This is a genomic window from Amycolatopsis eburnea (assembly GCF_003937945.1).
Classification (GTDB): Bacteria; Actinomycetota; Actinomycetes; order Mycobacteriales; family Pseudonocardiaceae; genus Amycolatopsis; species Amycolatopsis eburnea.
In genome coordinates, this window is record NZ_RSEC01000060.1 from 853,743 (window position 1) to 872,512 (window position 18,770).

18 protein-coding genes and 1 rRNA gene are annotated in these 18,770 nt (G+C 72.4%); 9 read left to right on the top strand and 10 right to left on the bottom strand.

Translation table 11 applies throughout. The features are described 5' to 3' along the window. Positions 1-10: 10 nt before the first annotated feature. Both EIY87_RS39220 and EIY87_RS48180 read right to left on the bottom strand, forming a co-directional pair. Positions 11-616, bottom strand: a complete 606-nt coding sequence (locus EIY87_RS39220) for a response regulator transcription factor (RefSeq protein WP_125314964.1) — start codon at positions 614-616, stop codon at positions 11-13. 262 nt (positions 617-878) lie between these two features. After that, entirely contained in the window at positions 879-1,052 is a 174-nt protein-coding gene (locus tag EIY87_RS48180; protein ID WP_191984425.1) for a hypothetical protein, read from the bottom strand. 455 nt (positions 1,053-1,507) lie between these two features. Between EIY87_RS48180 and EIY87_RS39225 the strand changes: the two genes are divergently transcribed. Continuing rightward, positions 1,508-2,260: a helix-turn-helix domain-containing protein gene (locus EIY87_RS39225; RefSeq protein WP_125314965.1), complete on the top strand. Its 753-nt coding sequence runs from the start codon at positions 1,508-1,510 to the stop codon at positions 2,258-2,260. A gap of 265 nt (positions 2,261-2,525) precedes the next feature. After that, positions 2,526-3,131, top strand: coding sequence for a response regulator transcription factor (locus EIY87_RS39230; protein WP_086860973.1), 606 nt, complete (start codon positions 2,526-2,528; stop codon positions 3,129-3,131). 151 nt (positions 3,132-3,282) lie between these two features. Here the strand turns inward: EIY87_RS39230 and EIY87_RS39235 are convergent, their stop codons facing one another. The 3 genes from EIY87_RS39235 to EIY87_RS39245 form a co-directional block, all read right to left on the bottom strand. Next, positions 3,283-4,473: a sensor histidine kinase gene (locus EIY87_RS39235; protein WP_225440321.1), complete on the bottom strand. Its 1,191-nt coding sequence runs from the start codon at positions 4,471-4,473 to the stop codon at positions 3,283-3,285. Between the two features lie 69 nt (positions 4,474-4,542). Continuing rightward, positions 4,543-5,988, bottom strand: coding sequence for a SagB/ThcOx family dehydrogenase (locus EIY87_RS39240; protein WP_125314966.1), 1,446 nt, complete (start codon positions 5,986-5,988; stop codon positions 4,543-4,545). Between the two features lie 50 nt (positions 5,989-6,038). Further along, the gene (locus tag EIY87_RS39245; protein WP_125314967.1) at positions 6,039-8,345 is read right to left on the bottom strand and encodes a TOMM precursor leader peptide-binding protein; all 2,307 of its coding nucleotides are present in this window, start codon (positions 8,343-8,345) and stop codon (positions 6,039-6,041) included. A gap of 299 nt (positions 8,346-8,644) precedes the next feature. Here EIY87_RS39245 and EIY87_RS39250 point away from each other — a divergent pair, with 299 nt between their 5' ends. The 3 genes from EIY87_RS39250 to EIY87_RS39260 all read left to right on the top strand — a co-directional run bounded on the left by EIY87_RS39250 (position 8,645) and on the right by EIY87_RS39260 (position 11,382). Beyond that, positions 8,645-9,337: a winged helix-turn-helix transcriptional regulator gene (locus EIY87_RS39250; protein WP_125314968.1), complete on the top strand. Its 693-nt coding sequence runs from the start codon at positions 8,645-8,647 to the stop codon at positions 9,335-9,337. Between the two features lie 150 nt (positions 9,338-9,487). Continuing rightward, positions 9,488-10,063 carry a hypothetical protein gene (locus EIY87_RS39255; RefSeq protein WP_125314969.1) on the top strand — a complete coding sequence of 192 codons (576 nt, stop codon included), beginning with the start codon at positions 9,488-9,490 and terminating at the stop codon, positions 10,061-10,063. Continuing rightward, a complete protein-coding gene (locus tag EIY87_RS39260) occupies positions 10,060-11,382 on the top strand; it encodes a copper resistance CopC/CopD family protein (protein ID WP_125315061.1) in 1,323 nt (440 codons plus the stop codon). Before EIY87_RS39255 ends, EIY87_RS39260 begins: the two co-directional genes overlap by 4 nt. A gap of 488 nt (positions 11,383-11,870) precedes the next feature. On the opposite strand, the gene EIY87_RS39265 is transcribed toward EIY87_RS39260, so the two are convergent. After that, positions 11,871-12,545: a maleylpyruvate isomerase family mycothiol-dependent enzyme gene (locus EIY87_RS39265; RefSeq protein ID WP_125314970.1), complete on the bottom strand. Its 675-nt coding sequence runs from the start codon at positions 12,543-12,545 to the stop codon at positions 11,871-11,873. 111 nt (positions 12,546-12,656) lie between these two features. Between EIY87_RS39265 and EIY87_RS39270 the strand changes: the two genes are divergently transcribed. The 3 genes from EIY87_RS39270 to EIY87_RS39280 all read left to right on the top strand — a co-directional run bounded on the left by EIY87_RS39270 (position 12,657) and on the right by EIY87_RS39280 (position 15,130). After that, entirely contained in the window at positions 12,657-13,376 is a 720-nt protein-coding gene (locus tag EIY87_RS39270; protein WP_125315062.1) for an MgtC/SapB family protein, read from the top strand. Between the two features lie 144 nt (positions 13,377-13,520). After that, a complete protein-coding gene (locus EIY87_RS39275; protein ID WP_225440322.1) occupies positions 13,521-14,339 on the top strand; it encodes a coiled-coil domain-containing protein in 819 nt (272 codons plus the stop codon). A gap of 83 nt (positions 14,340-14,422) precedes the next feature. Next, complete coding sequence (locus tag EIY87_RS39280) at positions 14,423-15,130, top strand: CPBP family intramembrane glutamic endopeptidase (RefSeq protein WP_125314972.1); 708 nt, start codon at positions 14,423-14,425, stop codon at positions 15,128-15,130. Here the strand turns inward: EIY87_RS39280 and EIY87_RS39285 are convergent. From EIY87_RS39285 to EIY87_RS39295, 3 genes are read right to left on the bottom strand one after another with little or no spacing between them, the layout of a single operon-like run. Further along, positions 15,127-15,408, bottom strand: a complete 282-nt coding sequence (locus EIY87_RS39285) for a metal-sensitive transcriptional regulator (protein WP_125314973.1) — start codon at positions 15,406-15,408, stop codon at positions 15,127-15,129. The genes EIY87_RS39280 and EIY87_RS39285 overlap by 4 nt on opposite strands. 53 nt (positions 15,409-15,461) lie before the next feature. After that, entirely contained in the window at positions 15,462-17,573 is a 2,112-nt protein-coding gene (locus EIY87_RS39290) for a heavy metal translocating P-type ATPase (RefSeq protein WP_191984426.1), read from the bottom strand. Continuing rightward, the gene (locus EIY87_RS39295) at positions 17,573-17,779 is read right to left on the bottom strand and encodes a heavy-metal-associated domain-containing protein (protein ID WP_086865020.1); all 207 of its coding nucleotides are present in this window, start codon (positions 17,777-17,779) and stop codon (positions 17,573-17,575) included. The genes EIY87_RS39290 and EIY87_RS39295 overlap by 1 nt, the downstream gene beginning before the upstream one ends. 78 nt (positions 17,780-17,857) lie before the next feature. Here EIY87_RS39295 and cobF point away from each other — a divergent pair, with 78 nt between their 5' ends. After that, positions 17,858-18,625, top strand: a complete 768-nt coding sequence (cobF, locus tag EIY87_RS39300; RefSeq protein ID WP_125314975.1) for a precorrin-6A synthase (deacetylating) — start codon at positions 17,858-17,860, stop codon at positions 18,623-18,625. 53 nt (positions 18,626-18,678) lie between these two features. Here the strand turns inward: cobF and rrf are convergent. Continuing rightward, a 5S ribosomal RNA gene (rrf, locus tag EIY87_RS39305) occupies positions 18,679-18,770 on the bottom strand; the annotation flags it as partial.

Sequence of the window (18,770 nt, forward strand, 5' to 3'; positions counted from 1 at the left end):
CCGGGCGCGCTCAGAGCCAGCCGGACTCTTCGGCGATGCGGATGGCGTCGACCCGGTTGCGGGCGTTGAGCTTCGCGACGACGGTCGTCAGGTAGTTGCGGACCGTCCCCGCCGACAGGTACAGGCGCGCGGCGACTTCGACGGTCCCGTAGCCCTGCGCGGTCATCCGCAGCACGTCGAGCTCGCGGCCGGTGAGCGGGCAGTCCACCGTGTCCCAGGCGGCCAGCGCCAGGTCCCCGTCGACCATGCGGCGGCCCGCGAGCACCCCGCGGACGGCGTTGGCCAGCTTGTCGGGTGGCGCGTCCTTCAGCAGGAACCCGCCCACCTTGGCGTCCAGGGCGCGCCTGAGCGTCCCCGGTCTGCCCAGGCTGGTCAGGATGAGGGTCCGGCACTCCGGGAGCTGTTCGTGCAGCTCACCGGCCGCGGTGAGCCCGTCCTTGCCCGGCAGGTCGATGTCGATGACCGCCACCTGCGCCTGCTTGGCCTTGGCGGTGGGCACGATCTCCAGCCCCGACGCGACCTCCGCGACGACCTCGATGTCGGGCTCCAGCCGCAGCAGGGCGACGAGCGCGCCCCGCACGATGTGCATGTCCTCGGCAACCAGCACTCTGATCACGGGTGCCTCCGCACTCACGATTCCCCAGAAGCTCAGTTAAACATTCTGCTTGACGAATCGGTTGCACCATTCGGGCACCACTTTGCCGCCACTGCCGCGGAATACCCCGGCCCAGGTAAGTGCCAGGTTAAAAATGCCGGTTCGCGACCGGACAGCTACCGGCCGTGACAGGGGTGCTCCACATGCGCCGAGCCGGCCGCGACGGACGCGGGAGATGTCCGTCGTGACCGGCTCGGCACCGTCAGGAACTGCGCAAACACCCTCAGGCCGCTTCGAGGAGGTCGACGCGGCAGACGGACCCGCGCACGGGGTGGACGTCGGTGCCGTTGCCCCACTGCTCGAAACGGTCGATCGACAACTCCGTGGTGGCCTTCTCGAACTCGATGCCCATGTCGGCGAAAAGCGAGCGGACTTCAGCGGAAAACTGTGCGGACATTGTTGCTCCCCAGTGGCGAAGATGAATGCTTCACGTGACATAAATCGTCGCTGAACGCCGCAACGGCAGCCAGTGCCCGCATCATCGGGCACCTGTGGCTTACACATGGTCCGTGCGGTTCCGGAGAGGACTCCGAACGGCCTAACAAGAAGTCGAAACCTGAGCGGATCACGCCGATTTCGTGACCAAGCGCGGTCGCGCGACTGCACTTCGCTATCACCGGCACGGGTGACACACGTCCGGTGCACGTCGGCTACCCGCTCGAAACCGGGGCAAACGGGGCATGTGCAAAACGCATGTCGACCACCGGCGAAATCCACGTCGACCGGTGCACAGAGCACTTAAGAAGTAGACGCCAACGGATCTACAGTTTTAGCCGGAATCAATTCCCGCACCGGGTGCCTTCGCCGGGAAGGCGATCGGGCGGCACTCCTCGACCGGAAGGACGGCCTACCATGGATGAGATCGTCCGGCAAGCTGTGGCACGAGCCATCGTGACCATGCGAGACAACCTGGGCGAGCGGCTCACGATCGACGACCTCGCCCGCGCGGCCATGTTCAGCAAGTTCCACTTCACCCGCGTGTTCCTGCGGGTCACCGGGCTCTCGCCCGGCCGGTTCCTCTCGGCCCTGCGGCTGGCGGAGGCGAAACGCCTGCTCGCGACCACCGTGATCTCGGTGGCCGACATCAGCCACCAGGTCGGGTACAACAGCGTCGGCACCTTCAGCGCGCGGTTCAGCGGCAGCGTCGGCATCTCGCCGTCCGGCTACCGCCAGCTGCACGGGATGGCGCCGCGGATCGCCGACCGGCAGGCCGAGCCGGGCTCGGGCGCCACGGTGCGCGGGCAGCTGCGCCTCTCGTCGCCGGCCGACGTCGGGCCCGTGTTCGTCGGGCTCTTCAGCGCCCGCATCGCCGAGGGCACGCCCGCCCGGCACGTGGTCGTGCCCGGTCCCGGGCCGTACGCGCTGGCCGACGTCCCGCTCGGGTCGTGGTACGTGCTGACCCACGCCTTCGGCACGTGCGCGCAGGACGGCAACCAGGCGCTGCGCCCGTTCACCGGCCTCACCGGCCCGGTGCACATCCAGCGCGGCGTCACGGCGAGCCTGGCCGACGTGCGGCTGCGCCCGCGCCACGGCTTCGACCCGCCCGTCCTGCTGGCTCTCCCGGACCTGCGCCAGGCCGCCGTCTCGCGGTCGCTGGCGAGCTGACCGGACCACTGGGGATGTGCCGCCCGCGCGGGGAACGCGGGCGGCGTGGGGGGACTGGGGACGAACCCGCGGCCGTTCGGCCCAACGTGCCGACATCGGCCGCGGGATTGCGGGCACCCGCCTATCTCGGGTAAGTGCGCGGGAATTGAGGGGCATTCTCCCCCGGTGCGCGATCGGGGTTTCACTTCCGGGAAACTCCGGCGTCGTCGCGCAATGGCGTACAATTACCGTTCGGAGTCGTCGGACTGGGGTGCGAGGTACCGTCGTGATCAAGGTGTTGCTGGCCGAGGACATGCACATGGTCCGCGGCGCGCTCGTCGCCTTGCTGAACCTCGAATCCGACATCGAGGTCGTGGCCGAGGTGTCCACGGGAGACCAGATCCTGCCCGCCGCGAAGGCGGCCCAGCCCGATGTCGCGATCATCGACATCGACCTGCCGGGCAAGGACGGCCTCTCCGCCGCGATCGAAATCCACGAGAGCCTGCCGGACGTCCACACGCTGATCCTGACCAGCCTCGGCCGGCCGGGCACGGTGCGCCGGGCGCTGGACGCCAAGGTGAACGGCTTCCTGCTCAAGGACGCGCCGTCCGACAAGCTGGCGAACGCGGTCCGGTCGGTCGCGATCGGACGCCGCGTCATCGACAGCGAACTGGCGCTCGCCGCCTGGGAAACCGACGACTGCCCGCTGACCCCGCGCGAAATCGAGATCCTGTCGCTGGCGGCCCGCGGCCGCACGGTGGCCGACATCGCGTCGGAGCTGTTCCTGTCGGCGGGCACGGTCCGCAACTACCTGGCCGCGGTGGTGACGAAGCTGAACGCCCGCAACCGGGTCCACGCGATTCGCATCGCGACCGAAGCGGAATGGCTCTGACCGCCCCGGTCCCGGAAAGCGCTTTCGCTCCGCTTCACCCAAGCACCCCAATGTGGCGTTGGTTGCGTCCAACGCACCGAACGCCACATTGGGTGCGTTGGACGCACCGAACGCCACATTGGGGCGCTTGAGGCGGGGGCGGGGGCGGGGGTCAGCTCGCGCGGGGGCGTTCGCGGCGTACCGAGCCCACCGGGATGGCCACCAGCAGGCGGTGGGTGCCGTCCGGGCCCACTTCGGTCGTCAGCGTGCCGTTCATCGCCTCCACGCGGTCGCCCAGGTTCCGCAGGCCCGCCCCGGACCCCTCGCCGCCGCCCGCGCCGTTCGCGCCGTCGTTGACGATCTCCAGCCAGGCCGTACCGTCCTCCGTGCTCACCGAAAACGCGCACCAGCTCGCGGTGCTGTGGCGCACCACGTTCGTCACCCCTTCGCGCAGCACCGTCCCCAGCGTCGTGGCCACCGGCGAGGGCAGCTCGCCGATGCCGGAGCGGGCGACCGTCACGCGGGTGCCGGCCGCGCTCAGCACGTCCGCCGCCGCGCGGCACTCCTCGTCCAGCGACAGCTCGCGGTAGCCGGCCGAGATCGTGCGGACGTCGGCCAGCGCGCGCCGGGACATCACGAGCAGCTCCGCCAGTTCCGCCTTGGCCAGCTCCGGTTTGCCGGGCACCAGGCGAGCCACGAGTTCACCCTTGAGGGTGATGGCCGAAAGGCTCAATCCCAGCAGGTCGTGGAGGTCCCGGGAGAACCGCATGCGTTCCTCGGCGATGGTCCGGCGCTTCAGCTCGCACACCTCCTGAGCCCGCCCGGCGACCACCCGCGCGGCCGTCCCGAGCCCGAACAGCGACAGCGCCGCCACGCCGGCCGACACCGCGCTCCCCAGCCCGGCCTCGAGCCAGCCGCCGGGCCAGCTCGGCACCACCGAAACGACCCCAGCCACGACGCACGCCAGCAGCGCCCAGGGGACCGCCCTGGCCGGCGGGGACACCAGCAGCAGGCCCCCGGCGAAGAACCCGCCCGCGGAGCTCCACGGCTCCCCCAGCGGCAGCAACGGCCCGAACCCGAGCGCGGCCTGCACGGTCAGGGCCAGCCACGGGCGCCGGACGCGGCCGCGGGCGAACCAGAACAGGTGCCCGGCCACCAGCCCCGCGGCGCAGGCCAGCGCGACCGGCCGCAGCACCCACGGCTCCGCACCGGCCAGCACGGGCAGGACGGCCAGCAAGGCCACGCCGGCGGCGGCCACGGCCTGCGCGCCCAGCACGAGCGCGCGGGAGTCCCGCCGCTCTTCCGCGAACGGCGCGACCCGCCTCGAAAACAGCGAACCGCGCACCCGCACCGGAAAAACCACGGCCCCTCCCGCGTTACCCCCAGCACCCCAGGTCACCAAGGTAACAGGGCGCACCCCGGGTTTCAGGGGTCAACCGGCCCCGGGGAAGTCGAGGACGCACTCGCCCACGCTCACTTCGGCGGGCCACTCCAGTTTCAGGGAGCGGTCGACGCGGTCGCCGGCGTCGACCGGCACGGCGTGCGCGGCCAGGCCCATCGCCTTCGCCGTGAGGTACAGGACCTGCTGGAGCGCGCCGACGTGCAGCAGCGTCGTCGCGTACGCGGCGCTGCCGAGCACCCAGGCGATCCGCGACATCCGCGCGGTCATCGTCAGCAGCACCGACGGCCTGCGGTGGCTGCCCGCTCCGACCATCGCCAGGTCGAGCAGCCCGTCGAGGGCCACGGCGTCGTCGTTGATGAGCGTCAGCGTGTGCCACAGCGGGTCGTAGTGGTAGATCCCGCGCCCGAGCCCCGCGCACCGGTTGATGGCGACGTAGATTTCGAGCTCGTACAGGCAGGCGACGCTGAAGTACGGCCGCTGGGACGCCTCGTGGCCGGGCCCGCCGGGCAGGTAGGTCGGCCCGATCGACCGCACCCGCGCGGCGCGGAAGAGGAACTCCCCGATCTGCTCGGCCGACAGCGCGCGCTCGGTGACCTCGGGGCACACGTGGTCTTCTTCGAGCAGCGAGCTCAGCGTCGGGTCGTTCGTCTTGAGCGCGGCCGGGTCGGGGCGGTGCAACGGGAAAGTCGGGCCCGCGGTGATCTGCTTGACCACCGGCGGCTCGGCGCCGGTCCGGCGCGGCCCCGGTTCCGAGGACCCGCCCTTCTGCCACGTCCGGCTGCGCGCGTGGAACATCAGGTCGTCCTGCGACCAGACGGCGAGGTCGTCGTCGCCGTCTTCGGCGAACTCCGCCCAGTCGTCGGCCGCCAGCACCACGCCGGCCGCCACCAGGAACGCGGCGATGTCGGCCACCACCGCTTCGGCGAGCCCCGTGGTCTCGGCGACCTGCGCGACGGTGACCGGCCGGGCGAGCGACGACGCCACGCTCACCGCGGGCGGGCGCAGCAGCGCGACCCGGTAGCGGGCGCGGGGCGATTCGAGCAGCAGCCCGCCGCCGTCCGGCCGCATCGCCGAGAACCGCGAAAGCTTGATGAGCCGCTCGGGCGGCAGCGGATCGGCCGGGAAGACCGGGTTCTGCGTCACCGGGATCGCCGAGAGCAGCGGCCCGCGGCCGTCGTTGAGCGCCAGCGAGTGCACGACCGAGCCGGACAGCCGGTTGAGGGCCTTGCGCAGCGCGCCCGCCCAGGCCTCGGCCCCGCCGCTCGCCGACGAAGCGAGGTTGCCCATGGAGACCGGGCCGAGCACCATCCGGCCCAGTGATTCGCGAACCGGCCCGGGGATGCCCGCCAGTTCGTACTCACCCCACCAGGTGATCGCGACGATCGTGTCGTCGTCCCCCGCCTCCAGCAGGGTGTCTTCGGTGAGGGACCAGAGCCGGACGGTCTCCGGGATCCCCTCCTGGTGGTGTGCAGGCAAGACCAAACTCCTCAAGCGAACAGCGAACTCCGAGCTCCCGCACGGGGCGCTCAGAGGAACATCGGGAACGGGTTGAGCCGCTCGTACGGGGTCGGTGCTTCGAGCCTGCCCAGCGCGACCGGGACGTCGAAGAGCCGGCCGGGCGCGAACCGGGCCCAGAAGGGGCGCAGCCCCGGGACGAGCACCTTGACCACGGGGATCCCGACGTCCGGGCGCGTCTGGTCGAGCACCAGCAGTTCCAGGCCCGCGCGGTCGAACACCCGGCCCAGCGCCTCGACGTCGTCGCGGACGTCGGGGCGGTTGACGAACGGGAAGTCGGCGGCGGTCCGCATCCGCTGCCCCGCGGCCGGCCGCAGGTACGGCTGGTTCGCGACGGTCGCGTAGGCCAGCCAGCGCCGCGCGTCCGGGTCGTCGAGCCCCTGGCCCGCCTCCCGCACGATCGGCAGCATCTGGTTGAGCTCGGTCACCGCGCGGCGCACCGCGATCCGCGGGTCGAGGTGCGCGCCGAAGCCCATCATGATGTCTTCGTGCGGGCCGTCGGTCCGCCGCGAAAGCGCGACGGCGACCGGGATCCCGAGATCCGAGGTCACGTCGAGGACCCACAGCTCGCGGCCGATCGCCGCGTAGTTGCCCGCCATCTCCTCCAGCCACGCGTCGGCGAAGGACGCCAGGTCCACGCCCGGCACCGGCGTCCGGTTGTACCACCACAGCGCCACGGCGTCCCGTTCGACGAGCTCGAGCGCGCCCTGCAGGATCGCGTCCTCCAGGCTGCTGCCCGCCGCCGCGCCGTTCGAGTCGGCGCGCACGCCGTGCGCCGCGCTCTCCCGCGGGGTCCCGTAGTACAGGTACGACGTCGGCAGCAGGCGGCGGCGCCCGGACGGCGACCACACCGGCGTCCAGTCGGTGCGGGCCGACGGGTCGAACGGGACGGGGACCTGCTGGAAGTCGGCGTGCGCCCGGTTCCAGGCGCCGCGGTCGGCGTACTGCCGGTCGGCGAAGAGCATGCAGGCGTTGGGGTGGACGGCTTCGTCGCCCAGCTCCTCGAAGGAGCCGCGGATGCGCAGTTCGTCGCCCTGGAAGTTGCCGGAGAACCGTTCCGCCGCCTCGCAGAGCGCGCTGACCTCGGCGTCGAGCGGGCTGACGCCCTTGCCGCCGTTCTCGCAGCGCAGCCCGGCGCGCAGCGCGGCCATCCCGGTGATGCCGCGGGCGACGTTGGGGCCGGAGCGGTAGGCGTTGGCGAACGGCGGCGCGGCCGGGTCCGGCTGGATCTCCTTGATGATCCCGGTGACCGGGCTGATCAGGTGCCGGTGCCGTTCGAGCATCTGCGACGGCGTCGCGGTGCGGTGCCCGCCGCCCCCGGTGGTCGCCTTCTTCGCCGGCCGCAGCGTCACCGGCCGGACCGACCGCCATGCGACCTGCCACGGGTCGCCGCAGCCGGGGCACTGCGGGCGGCGGCGCAGCTCGTGCAGCCTGCCCTGCAGGTCCAGCGTGTCGAGCGTCCACACGCACTGCTGGCCGTGGTAGCGGTACCCGGCCACCCACTTGGCCGCCTCCAGCGCGACGAGGTGCGCCGCGGCCGAGGTCAGCGGCGGCAGCGCCGGCATCGGGCGGCGCGCCGGCCCGGCGTGGCCCAGTTCCTCCTGCACGCACGCTTCGGCGTGCCGGTGGCCCCACAGCCGGTGGGTCAGGCAGTGCCAGCACGCCCCGGTCGGCTGCAGCACCGGCCCGATCCACACCTGGGCGCCGAACGGCCGCGCCAGCAGCCACGGCCGCCCGGACCGCCGGTGCTCGGCGTCGACCACGGCGAGCCGCGGGTCGAGGTAGTCGGCGCACAGCACGACCGACAGGTCGGCGGACCCCGCGTCGCCGCGCACCACCCCGAGCCCGGCGCCGGCGAGCGCCCGCTCCACCGCACCGGGATCCACGCCGTCGGCGCTGTCGCCGACCGCCGTCAGCCGCACGGTGCCCTGCCGTGCGGCGACTTGGTCGGCGTCCACGCCGCACGCGTCCCAGTAAGCCAGCGCGCGCTCGTCCCCGAGCCGGTCTTCGTCGCTCTGGCTGCGCAACGTGACCAACCCGGCGTCCACCAGCTGCGCCAGCAGTGCCGCCACCTCTTCCGGTGCCATCCCGCCGGGCCGGTCGCGCAGCAGCCCGTCGAGGTCGTGCGTACCGTCCAGCAGCGCCGCGAGCGACTCGATCTTCGCCCCGCGCATCGCGATCACGCCCTGTTCGGAGAACAGGTACGCCCCTTTGCCCGCCCTGACCTCGGCCCGGAGGTGGCGCCGGAAAGCCGGGGCCCGCGTCGGCGTCGTTCCGCCGTCTTCGGGAACCCGAGCGTTGACAGCTGTCGTGCGCATCGGCTCTCCTGCCGGTAGCCGGGTGGGGCGGGACGAGAACCTGAATCCTGCTCCACCCGAGGTCTACTCAGCCAGTGCGGCAAACACGGAGAAGTCATGCGAAACGCATGGGTTGACATGGGAAACGCACGCTGCGCCGGTGCGGGACTCACTGGCCGCGCACGGCGCCGAACCGTCACCGTAGACATCGACGCCCGCGGCGGAATGGTGCGTCACGGGGCACCGTAACCGACCTCGCGGCCCTGCGCGATTCGGGGGTGGTGCCCGGCCTGGCACCCGAGACAAGTGAGGACCCGAGTATGCCTACCTCTGCTCGCACCTACGGACAGTTCTGCGGCCTGGCCCGGGCGCTCGAGATCGTCGGCGAGCGCTGGTCGCTGCTCGTCGTCCGTGACCTCATGCTCGGCCCGAAGCGGTTCACCGACCTGCAGCGCACCCTGCCGCGCATCCCGGTGAGCATCCTGACTTCGCGGCTCAACGAGCTCGAGGAGTCGGGTGTGGTCCGCCGCCGCGTGCTCTCGCAGCTGGACGGCGGCATCGTCTACGAGCTCACCGAGTACGGCACCGAGCTCGACCACATCGTGCTCGACCTCGGCCTGTGGGGCTCCCGGTCGCTGACCTACCCGAAGCCGGACGAGGTCTTCACGCTCGACACCGCGATCATCTCGCTCTACACGACCTTCCAGGAGGAGGCCGCTTCGGGCGTGCACGTCAACTACGAGCTGCACCACCCTGGCGACATGGTCGTGCACGCGATGGTCGACGACGGCGCGCTCAAGGCGTCCGCGGGCGCGCTGCCCGCCGCCGACCTGGTGATCGAGCCGCAGGGCCCGGCGCTGCTGGACCTGCTGAACGGCAGCCTGTCGGCGCCGGACGCGATCGCCAGCGGCAAGGTCCGCGTCGAGGGCGACCCGGCGCACCTGGACCTGTTCACCCGCCTGTTCCGCGTCCCGCCGGCCCCCGACCGCCCGACCGGCCTCGTCGCGCACTGACCGCGCCGCGCCGCGGGCCGGACCCGCGGCGCGCAAGCGGCCGACTGGCGCAGTTTCCCTGGTGGAATGCGCAATCCGGAGTAACCGAAGATCGCGCGCGGACGGCTATCGTCGACGCACACCTTCGTTTTCGGGAGATCTGGGGTCCGCATGTCGACGTCCGAAATCGCCCGGCCTGCCGGGTTCCTCGGCGGCCTCAACAGCCGCTACCACAACCGCGCGCTCGCCGTGTTCATGCTGATCGTGATCGCCCACTGGGCCGAGCACATCGTCCAGGCCGTGCAGATCTACGGCTTCGGCTGGCCGGCGGCGAAGGCCCGCGGCGTGCTCGGCATGCCGTTCCCGTGGCTGATCTCCCAGGAGTGGCTGCACTACGGCTACGCGCTGGTGATGCTGGTCTTCCTGTGGGTCCTGCGGCACGGGTTCGCCGGCCGGTCGCGGCAGTGGTGGAACCTCGCGCTGGGCATCCAGTTCTGGCACCACATCGAGCACCTGCTGCTGTTCGTCCAGGCGCAGAGCGGCTGGCGGCTGGCCGGGCAGAAGGTGCCCACCAGCATCATCCAGCTGCTGGTCCCGCGCGTGGAGCTGCACCTGTTCTACAACACGATCGTCACCATCCCGATGATCGTCGCCGTCATCCTGCACCGGCGTGCCTCGGCCGCCGAGCGCGAGATCACCGGCTGCTCGTGCGGAGTGCCGAGGCGGCCCGCGCTCGCCGCGTCGTGAAACGCGCGCTGGTCCTGCTGGCCTTCCTCGCCGGCTGGCTGCTGCTCAGCGCCACTCCCGCTTCGGCGCACGTCGAAGTCGTCTCGTCGACCCCCGGGGACGGCGCCCGCCTGAGCGCGGCGCCGTCCCTGGTGTCGGTCACGCTGTCGGAGAACGTCGGGATCCAGCCCGGGTCGATCAAGGTCGTCGACCTGGCCGGCAAGCAGGTCGACGCCGGCCCGGTGTTCCAGCCCGGCGAGGACGCCGAACAGCTCGCGGTGAAGCTCCGGCCCGGTCTCCCGGACGGCAGCTACCTGGTCGAATACGCGTTCGTCTCGGCCGACTCCCACCCGGTCCGCGGCACGTTCGCGTTCGTGGTCGGCACCGGCCCGCTGGTGACGTCGGCGGGCGCGGTGTCCGCGGCCACCGGCACCGACGGCGTCGTCGACGCGGCCTCGACGTCGGTGCGCTGGCTGGCCTACCTCGGCGTCGTCCTCCTCGGCGGCGCGGCGTTCCTGGTGCTGTGCCGCCCGGCGGGCCGCACCGACCGCCGCGCCCGCCTGCTCCTGAACACCGGCGCGGGCCTGCTGCTGGCCACCACCGTGGCGACGTTCGTGCTGCAGGGCCCGTACGCGGCCGGGCGGGGCATCGGCGCGGTGTCCGACTTCGGGCTGCTGGCCGACACGCTGCGCGTCGCCTACGGGAAGCTGCTGCTGCTCCGGCTGGTGGCGGTGGCCGTGCTGATCGTGCTGCTGCCCCGGCTGCTGCGGCCGGAGCAGCCGGACAAGCTGCGCGCCCGCTTCGAGAACCTGACGATGGTGACGGGCTTCGTCGTCCTGCTGACGTTCTCCGCGACCGGCCACCCGGTGACGGACCCGGTCATGTTCGTCTCGGTGACGGCGGACCTCGTCCACTTCGGCGCGATCGCGGTCTGGGTGGGTGGCCTGGTCCAGCTGGGGCTGTGCCTGCACCGCCCGGCCCCGGACGAGGACCTGGTCCCGGTGGCGGCGAAGTTCTCCCGCCTCGCGGCGGGCTCGGTGGCGGCGGTCGCGATCAGCGGCGCGGTGCTGGCGCTGCGGATCATGCCTTCGCTGTCGACGCTGTGGACGACCGGGTTCGGCCTGCTGGTGCTGCTGAAGATCGCCGGCCTGGCGGCCCTGCTGGCGGTGGCGAGCCGCTCGCGCGCGGCGGTCCGGCGGAGTGTCGGTGAACCGGCGGAAGGGACCACGAAGACGCTGTCCCTTCGCCGCCTGCGCACGGCGGTGGCGGCGGAGGTCCTGCTCAGCGTGGTGGTCCTGGCCGTGGCGGCCCTCCTGACGGTCACCCCACCCGGCGGCTGACCAGCACCGCCTTGCCATGAACGACTCTTTCATGGCGTCTGGCGGCAGGCCCCGGCAAAGTGGCCGGGGCCGGCCTTGGCCTGCCCCACCGGCGCCGACCGGCCCCCGCGGTGTCTTGAATGAGTCATTCAGGACCTCCGAAGACCTGAATGAGTCATTCAGGACGTCGGCGAAGCCGCCACCGGGCGAACCGCCGCGACTTTGCCGGAACCCTGCTGTCAGACGAGGTGAAAGAGTCCGGCCGCCCCCACACGTCATGAAAGGGTCGTTCACCCCGCCAGACGCCATGAACGACCCTTTCACAACATCCCCACGACCCCAGGCAAAGCCACGCGGCCAGCCACCCCACCCCAGCGCGACCTCGCCAACGCCCCGGCGCCAGACGACATGAAAGAGTCGTTCACCACGCCAGACGACATGAACGACCCTTTCACGACATCCCCACGACCCCCTGGCGCCAGACGACATAAAATGACGTCGGGGCCCGCTCAAACCCCAGGCCGAAGCGGCGGCGCGAACGGGCCCCACGTGAACGCGGGCAGCCACCGCGCCGGCGCCTCGCTCCAGTCCAGGGCCGCGAGCTGGCGCACCGACCGCCGTCCGGCCAGCGCCCGGTACAGGTCGTGGGCCGGGGCGGTCACCGACACCGCCGGCCGTCCCGCGCCCGCCGTCCAGGTCGAGCCGCCCGTCGTGCGGAGCCGGATCGGCGGCAGCCCGCGGCCGGCGACCGAGCCCGAAAAGCCGCGGACCAGCACCTCGAAGCTCGGCGCCCAGGCCAGGTGCTCCACCGGCGGCGGCACGCCGAGGGCCGCGCGCAGGTCCAGTTCGTGGGTGTAGGCGTCCATCACCAGCACGTCGCCGCTGCGCCCGCCCGCGTCCGCGAGGCGCCGGTCGAGGTCGTCGCCGAGCTCGTCCCAGCGGTCGAGCAGCCCGGGGACCTCGAGCGGCCCCTCGCGCGGCGGCAGCGTGCCCCCGAGGCGCGCGAAGACGCCCTCGGCCTTCTCCAGGACGTGCTCGAGCAGGTCCGTGACGGTCCACTTCGGACACGCCGGGACCGGGCGCCGGTGCGTGCCGGGCCGCCCGTCGAGCAGGGCGCGGACGTGCCGGCGCACCTCGGGGTAGCCGACGAAGTCCGGCGCCGGGACCGGCCGGGTCGCTGTCACGCGCTCACCTCACCCTGGCACGATCGAGGGCTGTCGGCCCAGTATCCCCTGGTGACGGCGTCGCGGTTCTCCTCGCGTGCCGTCACCCTGAAGAGACAGGAGGTCGTGACCTTGCCCACACTGTGGTCCACGTCGGCGCAGTGGGAGCTGCTGCCGCCGGTGCTGCTCGCGCTCGTGCTGAGCGTCGCCATCGGGCTCGAACGCGAGGCCGGCATGAAGGCCGCCGGGCTGCGGACGCACAGCCTGGTCGGCGTCGGGTCGGCCGTGTTCATGCTGGTGTCGAAGTACGGGTTCGCCGACCTGCTCGGTCTCGACCACGTGTCGCTGGACCCGTCGCGGATCGCCGCGCAGATCGTGTCCGGCATCGGCTTCATCGGCGGCGGCTTGATCTTCGTCCGCCGCGACGCGGTCCGCGGCCTGACGACGGCGGCGACGATCTGGGTCACCGCCGCGGTCGGCACGGCGTGCGGTGCCGGGCTCTCCGTCCTCGCCGTCGGCACGACGATCGCGCACTTCGTGGTGACCCGCGGCTTCCCGCCGTTGCAGCGGTTCGTCGCGCGCCACCGCCGGCAGCCGCCGGTCCTGCAGCTGAGCTACCTCGACGGCCACGGCGTGCTGCGCGCCGCGCTGGCCGCCTGCACCGGGCGGGGCTGGTCGGTGCAGCACGTCGACGTCGACCACGAGTCGCTTTCCGAGGAGGGGCAACGGATCGCGGTCGTCACCCTGCGCCTCGACGGCCGCGGCGACCTCTACGACCTCGCCGCCGAACTGGCCGAACTGCCCGGCGTGCGCAGCACGTCCACCGGCGCCGGGGAACCGCTCGACGAATGATCACCCGCCCGGGCAGCGCGCGGTGGCGGGTTTGCGGCACACTGGGGTGCACACCGGATTCCCCGGCCCCGCAAGGAAAAGGTGCGGCCGAGGAAAAACCATCCAATTCGGAGGTGAGGCATGGCCCCCGGCGGTGGCGAGGACGTGGCCCGATTCGACCTGGCGTGGCGCGGCTTCAATCGCGCCCAGGTCAAGGAATACGCCGACTGGGCCGAGGCCGAGATCCGCAGACTCACCGCCGAACGCGACGCGGCGCGAAGCCGCGTGGCCGAGCTGGCGGAGCAGAACGGTGAGCTCCGCGTGAAGATCGACCGGATCAGCCGCACCCCGATCGCGCCGGACGCCCTGCAGGAGCGCTCCCGCCGGATGATCGAGCTGACCCGCGAAGAGGCCACCGAAATCACCGCGCGCGCAACGGAAACCGCGGCGAAGATCCGCCGCGAGGCGGAGGCGGAGGCCGTCCGGCTGACCGCGGAGGAGCGCCGTCTCGTGGCCGCGGCCGAAGCCGAACGCGACCGCCACCGCGCCGAGCACGAAGAGCTGATGCGGGCGGCCGAGCAACGCCGCCGCGAACTCGACGAGGCGGCGGCGCACCGCCGGGCCGAGCTGGAGGAAGACCACAAGCGCGCGATGACGGTCCGCCGCGCGGAGGCGATGCGCGAACTGGCCGACCAGGAAGCGGCGGCCCGCGCGAAGGCGGATCAGCTGGTGGCGGAGGCGACCCAGCGCGCGGAGGCACTGGTCGGCGCGGCCGAACGCGAGGTCACGGCGCTGAACGAGGTCCGCGACAAGCTGCACGCGAGCCTGACGGGCTGCCGCACGCTCCTGACGCAGGCGGCGGTGGCGCTGGACGACCGGCCGGCACCGTTCGACCCGGAAGCGACGTTGCCGATGCCGATGGCGAAGAGAGTGCCGGTGCAACGCCGTTCACCAGCGGACAACCTCGCCGACCCGGTCAGCTGACGGGTGGCTCCTCCGGTGGCCGGTGGCCGCTCCGCCAAGGTCGAGCCCGACGCGACTTCGCCGGGACCGCAAGGCGCACTCCGTTGACCGACGCCGTCCCGTTCCCGCCCCGCCGCGTGTTCGCCCTGGTCACGGCCGTCCTCACCCTCGCCGCGGCCACGACACTCGCCAACCGCGTCCTCCCCGGCTGGGCCTACCCCCTCTGCGGCCTCACCGCCGCCCTGATCCTCATCGCCCTCGGCCGCGCGGCCGGCTGCACCTGGGCCGACCTGGGCCTGAGCACTCTCCGCCGCCCCGCGCTGGTCGGCCTCGCCGGCGCCGCGCTCGTCGCGGCGGTCTTCGGGATCGCGCTGGCCGTCCCCGCCCTCCGCACCATCTACCACGACGGCCGCGTGGGCGACCCCGACCTCGGCCAGCTGCTCTGGCTGACCTGCGGCCGCATCCTGTTCGGGACCGTCCTGATCGAAGAGGTCGCCTTCCGCGGCGTGCTCCCCGGCCTCTTCGGCGCGACCGACGACCGCTGGCGCTGGCCGCCCATCCTCTGCTCGGCCGCGCTCTTCGGGCTCTGGCACGCCCTGCCCGCGCTCGCCATCGGCCGCAACGCCGCGGTCCACGCCGTGTTCGGGGCGACGCCGGTGGTGGTGCTGCAGGTGCTCGCCATGGCCGCGGCGGGGGTCGCCGGGCTCTTCCTGCACTGGTGGCGGCACGCCGGCCGGGGCGTGCTCGCCTCGGTGATCGTGCACTTCACGACCAACGCCGGCGGCCTCACCCTGGCCGTGCTCGTGCGTTAGGAGCGGACCAGCCGCGCGATCGCGTCCGACGCCTCGCGCACCTTCAGGTCCGCTTCTTCGCCGCCGGAGGCCGCCGCCTGGACGACGCAGGTCGCCAGGTGCTCGTCGAGCAGCTCCAGCGAGAACGACTGCAGCGCCTTCGTCGCCGCCGACACCTGGGTCAGGATGTCGATGCAGTACTTGTCCTGCTCGACCATGCGCTGCAGCCCGCGGATCTGCCCCTCGATCCGGCGCAGGCGCTTGAGATAGGCCTCTCGCTCGGTGCCGTAACCCGTCATCCCACCTGTCCCCTCGTCCACGTCCCTGACCACCGACTATACCCTCCGGGGGTTCAGCGGAAGCGGCGCAACCGGAGGCTGTTGCTCACCACGAACGCCGACGAGCACGCCATCGCCGCGCCCGCGATCATCGGGTTCAGCAGGCCGAGCGCCGCCAGCGGCAGCGCCGCGACGTTGTAGGCGAACGCCCAGAACAGGTTCCCCTTGATCGTCGTGAGCGTGCGGCGCGCCAGCCGGATCGCGTCGGCCGCGACGCGCAGGTCGCCGCGCACCAGGGTCAGGTCGCTCGCCTCGATGGCCGCGTCCGTGCCGGTGCCCATCGCCAGCCCCAGGTCCGCCTGGGCGAGCGCGGCCGCGTCGTTGACGCCGTCGCCGACCATGGCCACCACGTGCCCCTGCGCCTGCAGCCGTTTGACGACGTCGACCTTGCCCTCCGGCAGCACCTCGGCAACGACCTCGTCGATACCCGCCTCGGCCGCGATCGCCCGGGCCACGCCTTCGTCGTCGCCGGTCAGCAGCACCGGCGTCAGGCCGAGTTCCCGCAGCTCGGCGACGGCACGGGCGGACGTCGGCTTGATCGTGTCGGCGACGGTCAGCGTGCCGCGGACCTCGCCGTCCCAGGTCACGCCGACCGCGGCGCCTTTCGCCCGCCCGACGCTGACCGTGCGCCCTTCGACCACGCCGGTCACGCCGACGCCGGGCGTGCTGCGGAACTCCGTGACCGCGGGCAGCGCGCCGAACCGCTCGCGGGCGGCGTCGGCGATGGCGCGGCCGATCGGGTGCTCGGACGCGGCCTCGACGGCGCCCGCCAGCCGGAGCACCTCGCCGTCGCCCTCGACGAGCGTCATCCGCCCGGTGGTGACGGTGCCGGTCTTGTCCAGGACCACGGTGTCGATCCGCCGGGTCGACTCGAGCACCTCGGGGCCCTTGATGAGGATGCCGAGCTGCGCGCCGCGGCCGGTCCCGACGAGCAGCGCCGTCGGGGTCGCCAGGCCGAGCGCGCACGGGCAGGCGATGATCAGCACGGCGACGGCCGCGGTGAACGCCGCCTCCGTCGCGCCGCCGGTGGCCAGCCAGACCACCAGCGTCGCCAGCGCCAGGAAGACGACCGCCGGGACGAACACCGCCGAGACGCGGTCGGCCAGCCGCTGCACCTCGGCCTTGCCGTTCTGCGCGGCCTCGACCAGCCGCGCCATCTGCGCCAGCCGCGTGTCGGCGCCGACGCGCGTGGCCCGCACGAGGAGCCGGCCGCCGACGTTCACGGTGGCGCCGGTGACCGCGTCGCCCGGCCCGACCTCGACCGGCACGGACTCGCCAGTCAGCATGCTGGTGTCGACCGCCGACCCGCCGTCGGTGACGACGCCGTCGGTCGCGATCTTCTCGCCGGGCCGCGCCACGAAGACGTCGCCGGGGTGCAGATCGGTCACGGGGACCAGCCGCTCTTCGCCGTCGCGCAGGACGGTGACGTCCTTCGCGCCGAGGTCCATGAGCGCGCGCAGGGCGGCGCCGGCGCGGCGCTTGGCGCGGGTCTCGAAGTAGCGGCCGGCCAGGATGAACGTCGTGACGGCGGCGGCCACCTCGAAGTACAGGCTGTCGCCCGCCGTCCCCGAGCTGATCAGCTCGAAGCCGTGGCGCATGCCGATCTCGCCCGCCATGCCGAACAGCAGCGCGTACAGCGACCAGGCCGTCGCGGCGACGACACCGAGCGAGATGAGCGTGTCCATCGTGGCGGTGGCGTGCCGGAGGTTCACCGCGGCGGCGCGGTGGAACGGCCACGCGCCCCACGTCACGACCGGGGCGGCGAGGACGAGCGAGACCCACTGCCAGTAGTCGAACTGCCAGGCCGGGACCATCGCCAGTGCGACGAGCGGGACGGTGAGCGCTGCCGAAAGGAGCAAACGCTTGCGGAGCGTGGGCGCCTCGTCCGGTGCTTCGGGCTCGGGGAGCCGCGCGGAGTACCCGGCGGCTTCGACCACGGCCGTGAGATCGGCGACGGACAGCTCGCTCGGGTAGCTGACCTGGGCTTTTTCGGTGGCGTAGTTGACCGTCGCGGTGACGCCGCCGACCTTGTTGAGCTTGCGTTCGACCCGGGCCGCGCAAGACGCGCACGTCATCCCGCCGATGGCGAGTTCGACGCGTTCCGCGGTGGTCCCGTCGGCCGTCATCACGCGACCAGGCGGTATCCGGCCTCGGTCACGGCGGCGGAAACGGCTTCGGCGGTCAGCGGGGTGTCGCTGGTCACGACCACGCGCCCGCTCTCGACGTCGACGTCGACCTGCCGGACCCCGGCGAGTTCGGAGACCTCTTCGCGGACCGAGGTGGCGCAGTGTCCGCAGGTCATGCCCTCGACGGTGTAGGTCGCTTCGGTCATCTGGAGGTCCTTTCGCTCTCCCTCCTTTATACCCATCGGGGGTAGGGGTTCACCATCGGGCCCCGACAGACTCGACCCATGCGCAAGCTCTACGCCATCGGGATCGGGGCCGGCGACCCGGAGCACCTCACGGTGCAGGCGATCGACCGCCTCAACCGCGTCGACGTCTTCTTCGTGCTCGACAAGGGCTCGGAGAAGGCGGACCTGGTGCGGCTGCGGCAGGAGATCCTCGACCGGTTCGTCACGCGGCCGGGCTACCGCGTGGTGCTGGCGGAGGACCCGCCCCGCGACCGCACGCCGGCGGACTACCGGGCCGCGGTCGCCGACTGGCACGCGGCGCGCGCGGAGGTCTACGAGCAGCTGATCCGCACGGAGCTGGGGCCGTCCGGCACGGGGGCGTTCCTGGTGTGGGGCGACCCGTCGCTGTACGACAGCACGATCGCGTTGATCGAGGCGGTGCTCGCGCGGGGGAACGTCGAGTTCGAGTACGAGGTCGTGCCGGGGGTCAGCAGCATCTCGGCGCTGGTCGCCCGCCACCGGACGACGATGAACCAGATCGGCCGCGCGGTCCAGCTCACGACCGGCCGTCGGCTGGCCGAGGGCTGGCCGGACGGGGTCGACGACGTCTTCGTGCTCCTGGACGCCCACACGACGTTCGACCGTTTCGCCGACGAGGGTCTGCAGATCTTCTGGGGCGCCTACGTGGGGACGCCGGACGAAATCCTGCTTTCGGGCCCGTTGACGGCCGCGCTGGCGGAGGAGATCCGCCGCGTCCGGGCCGAGGCGCGGGAGCGGCACGGCTGGATCATGGACACGTACCTGCTGCGCCGGCCGGCCCGGGAATAGCGAAAGGCCCCGGGAGAACCGAGAGGTTCTCGACCGGGGCCTTCCTCAAGCAAGTTCGGCGGTGTCCTACTCTCCCACAACCCTTCGATTGCAGTACCATCGGCGCTGTCAGGCTTAGCTTCCGGGTTCGGAATGGGACCGGGCG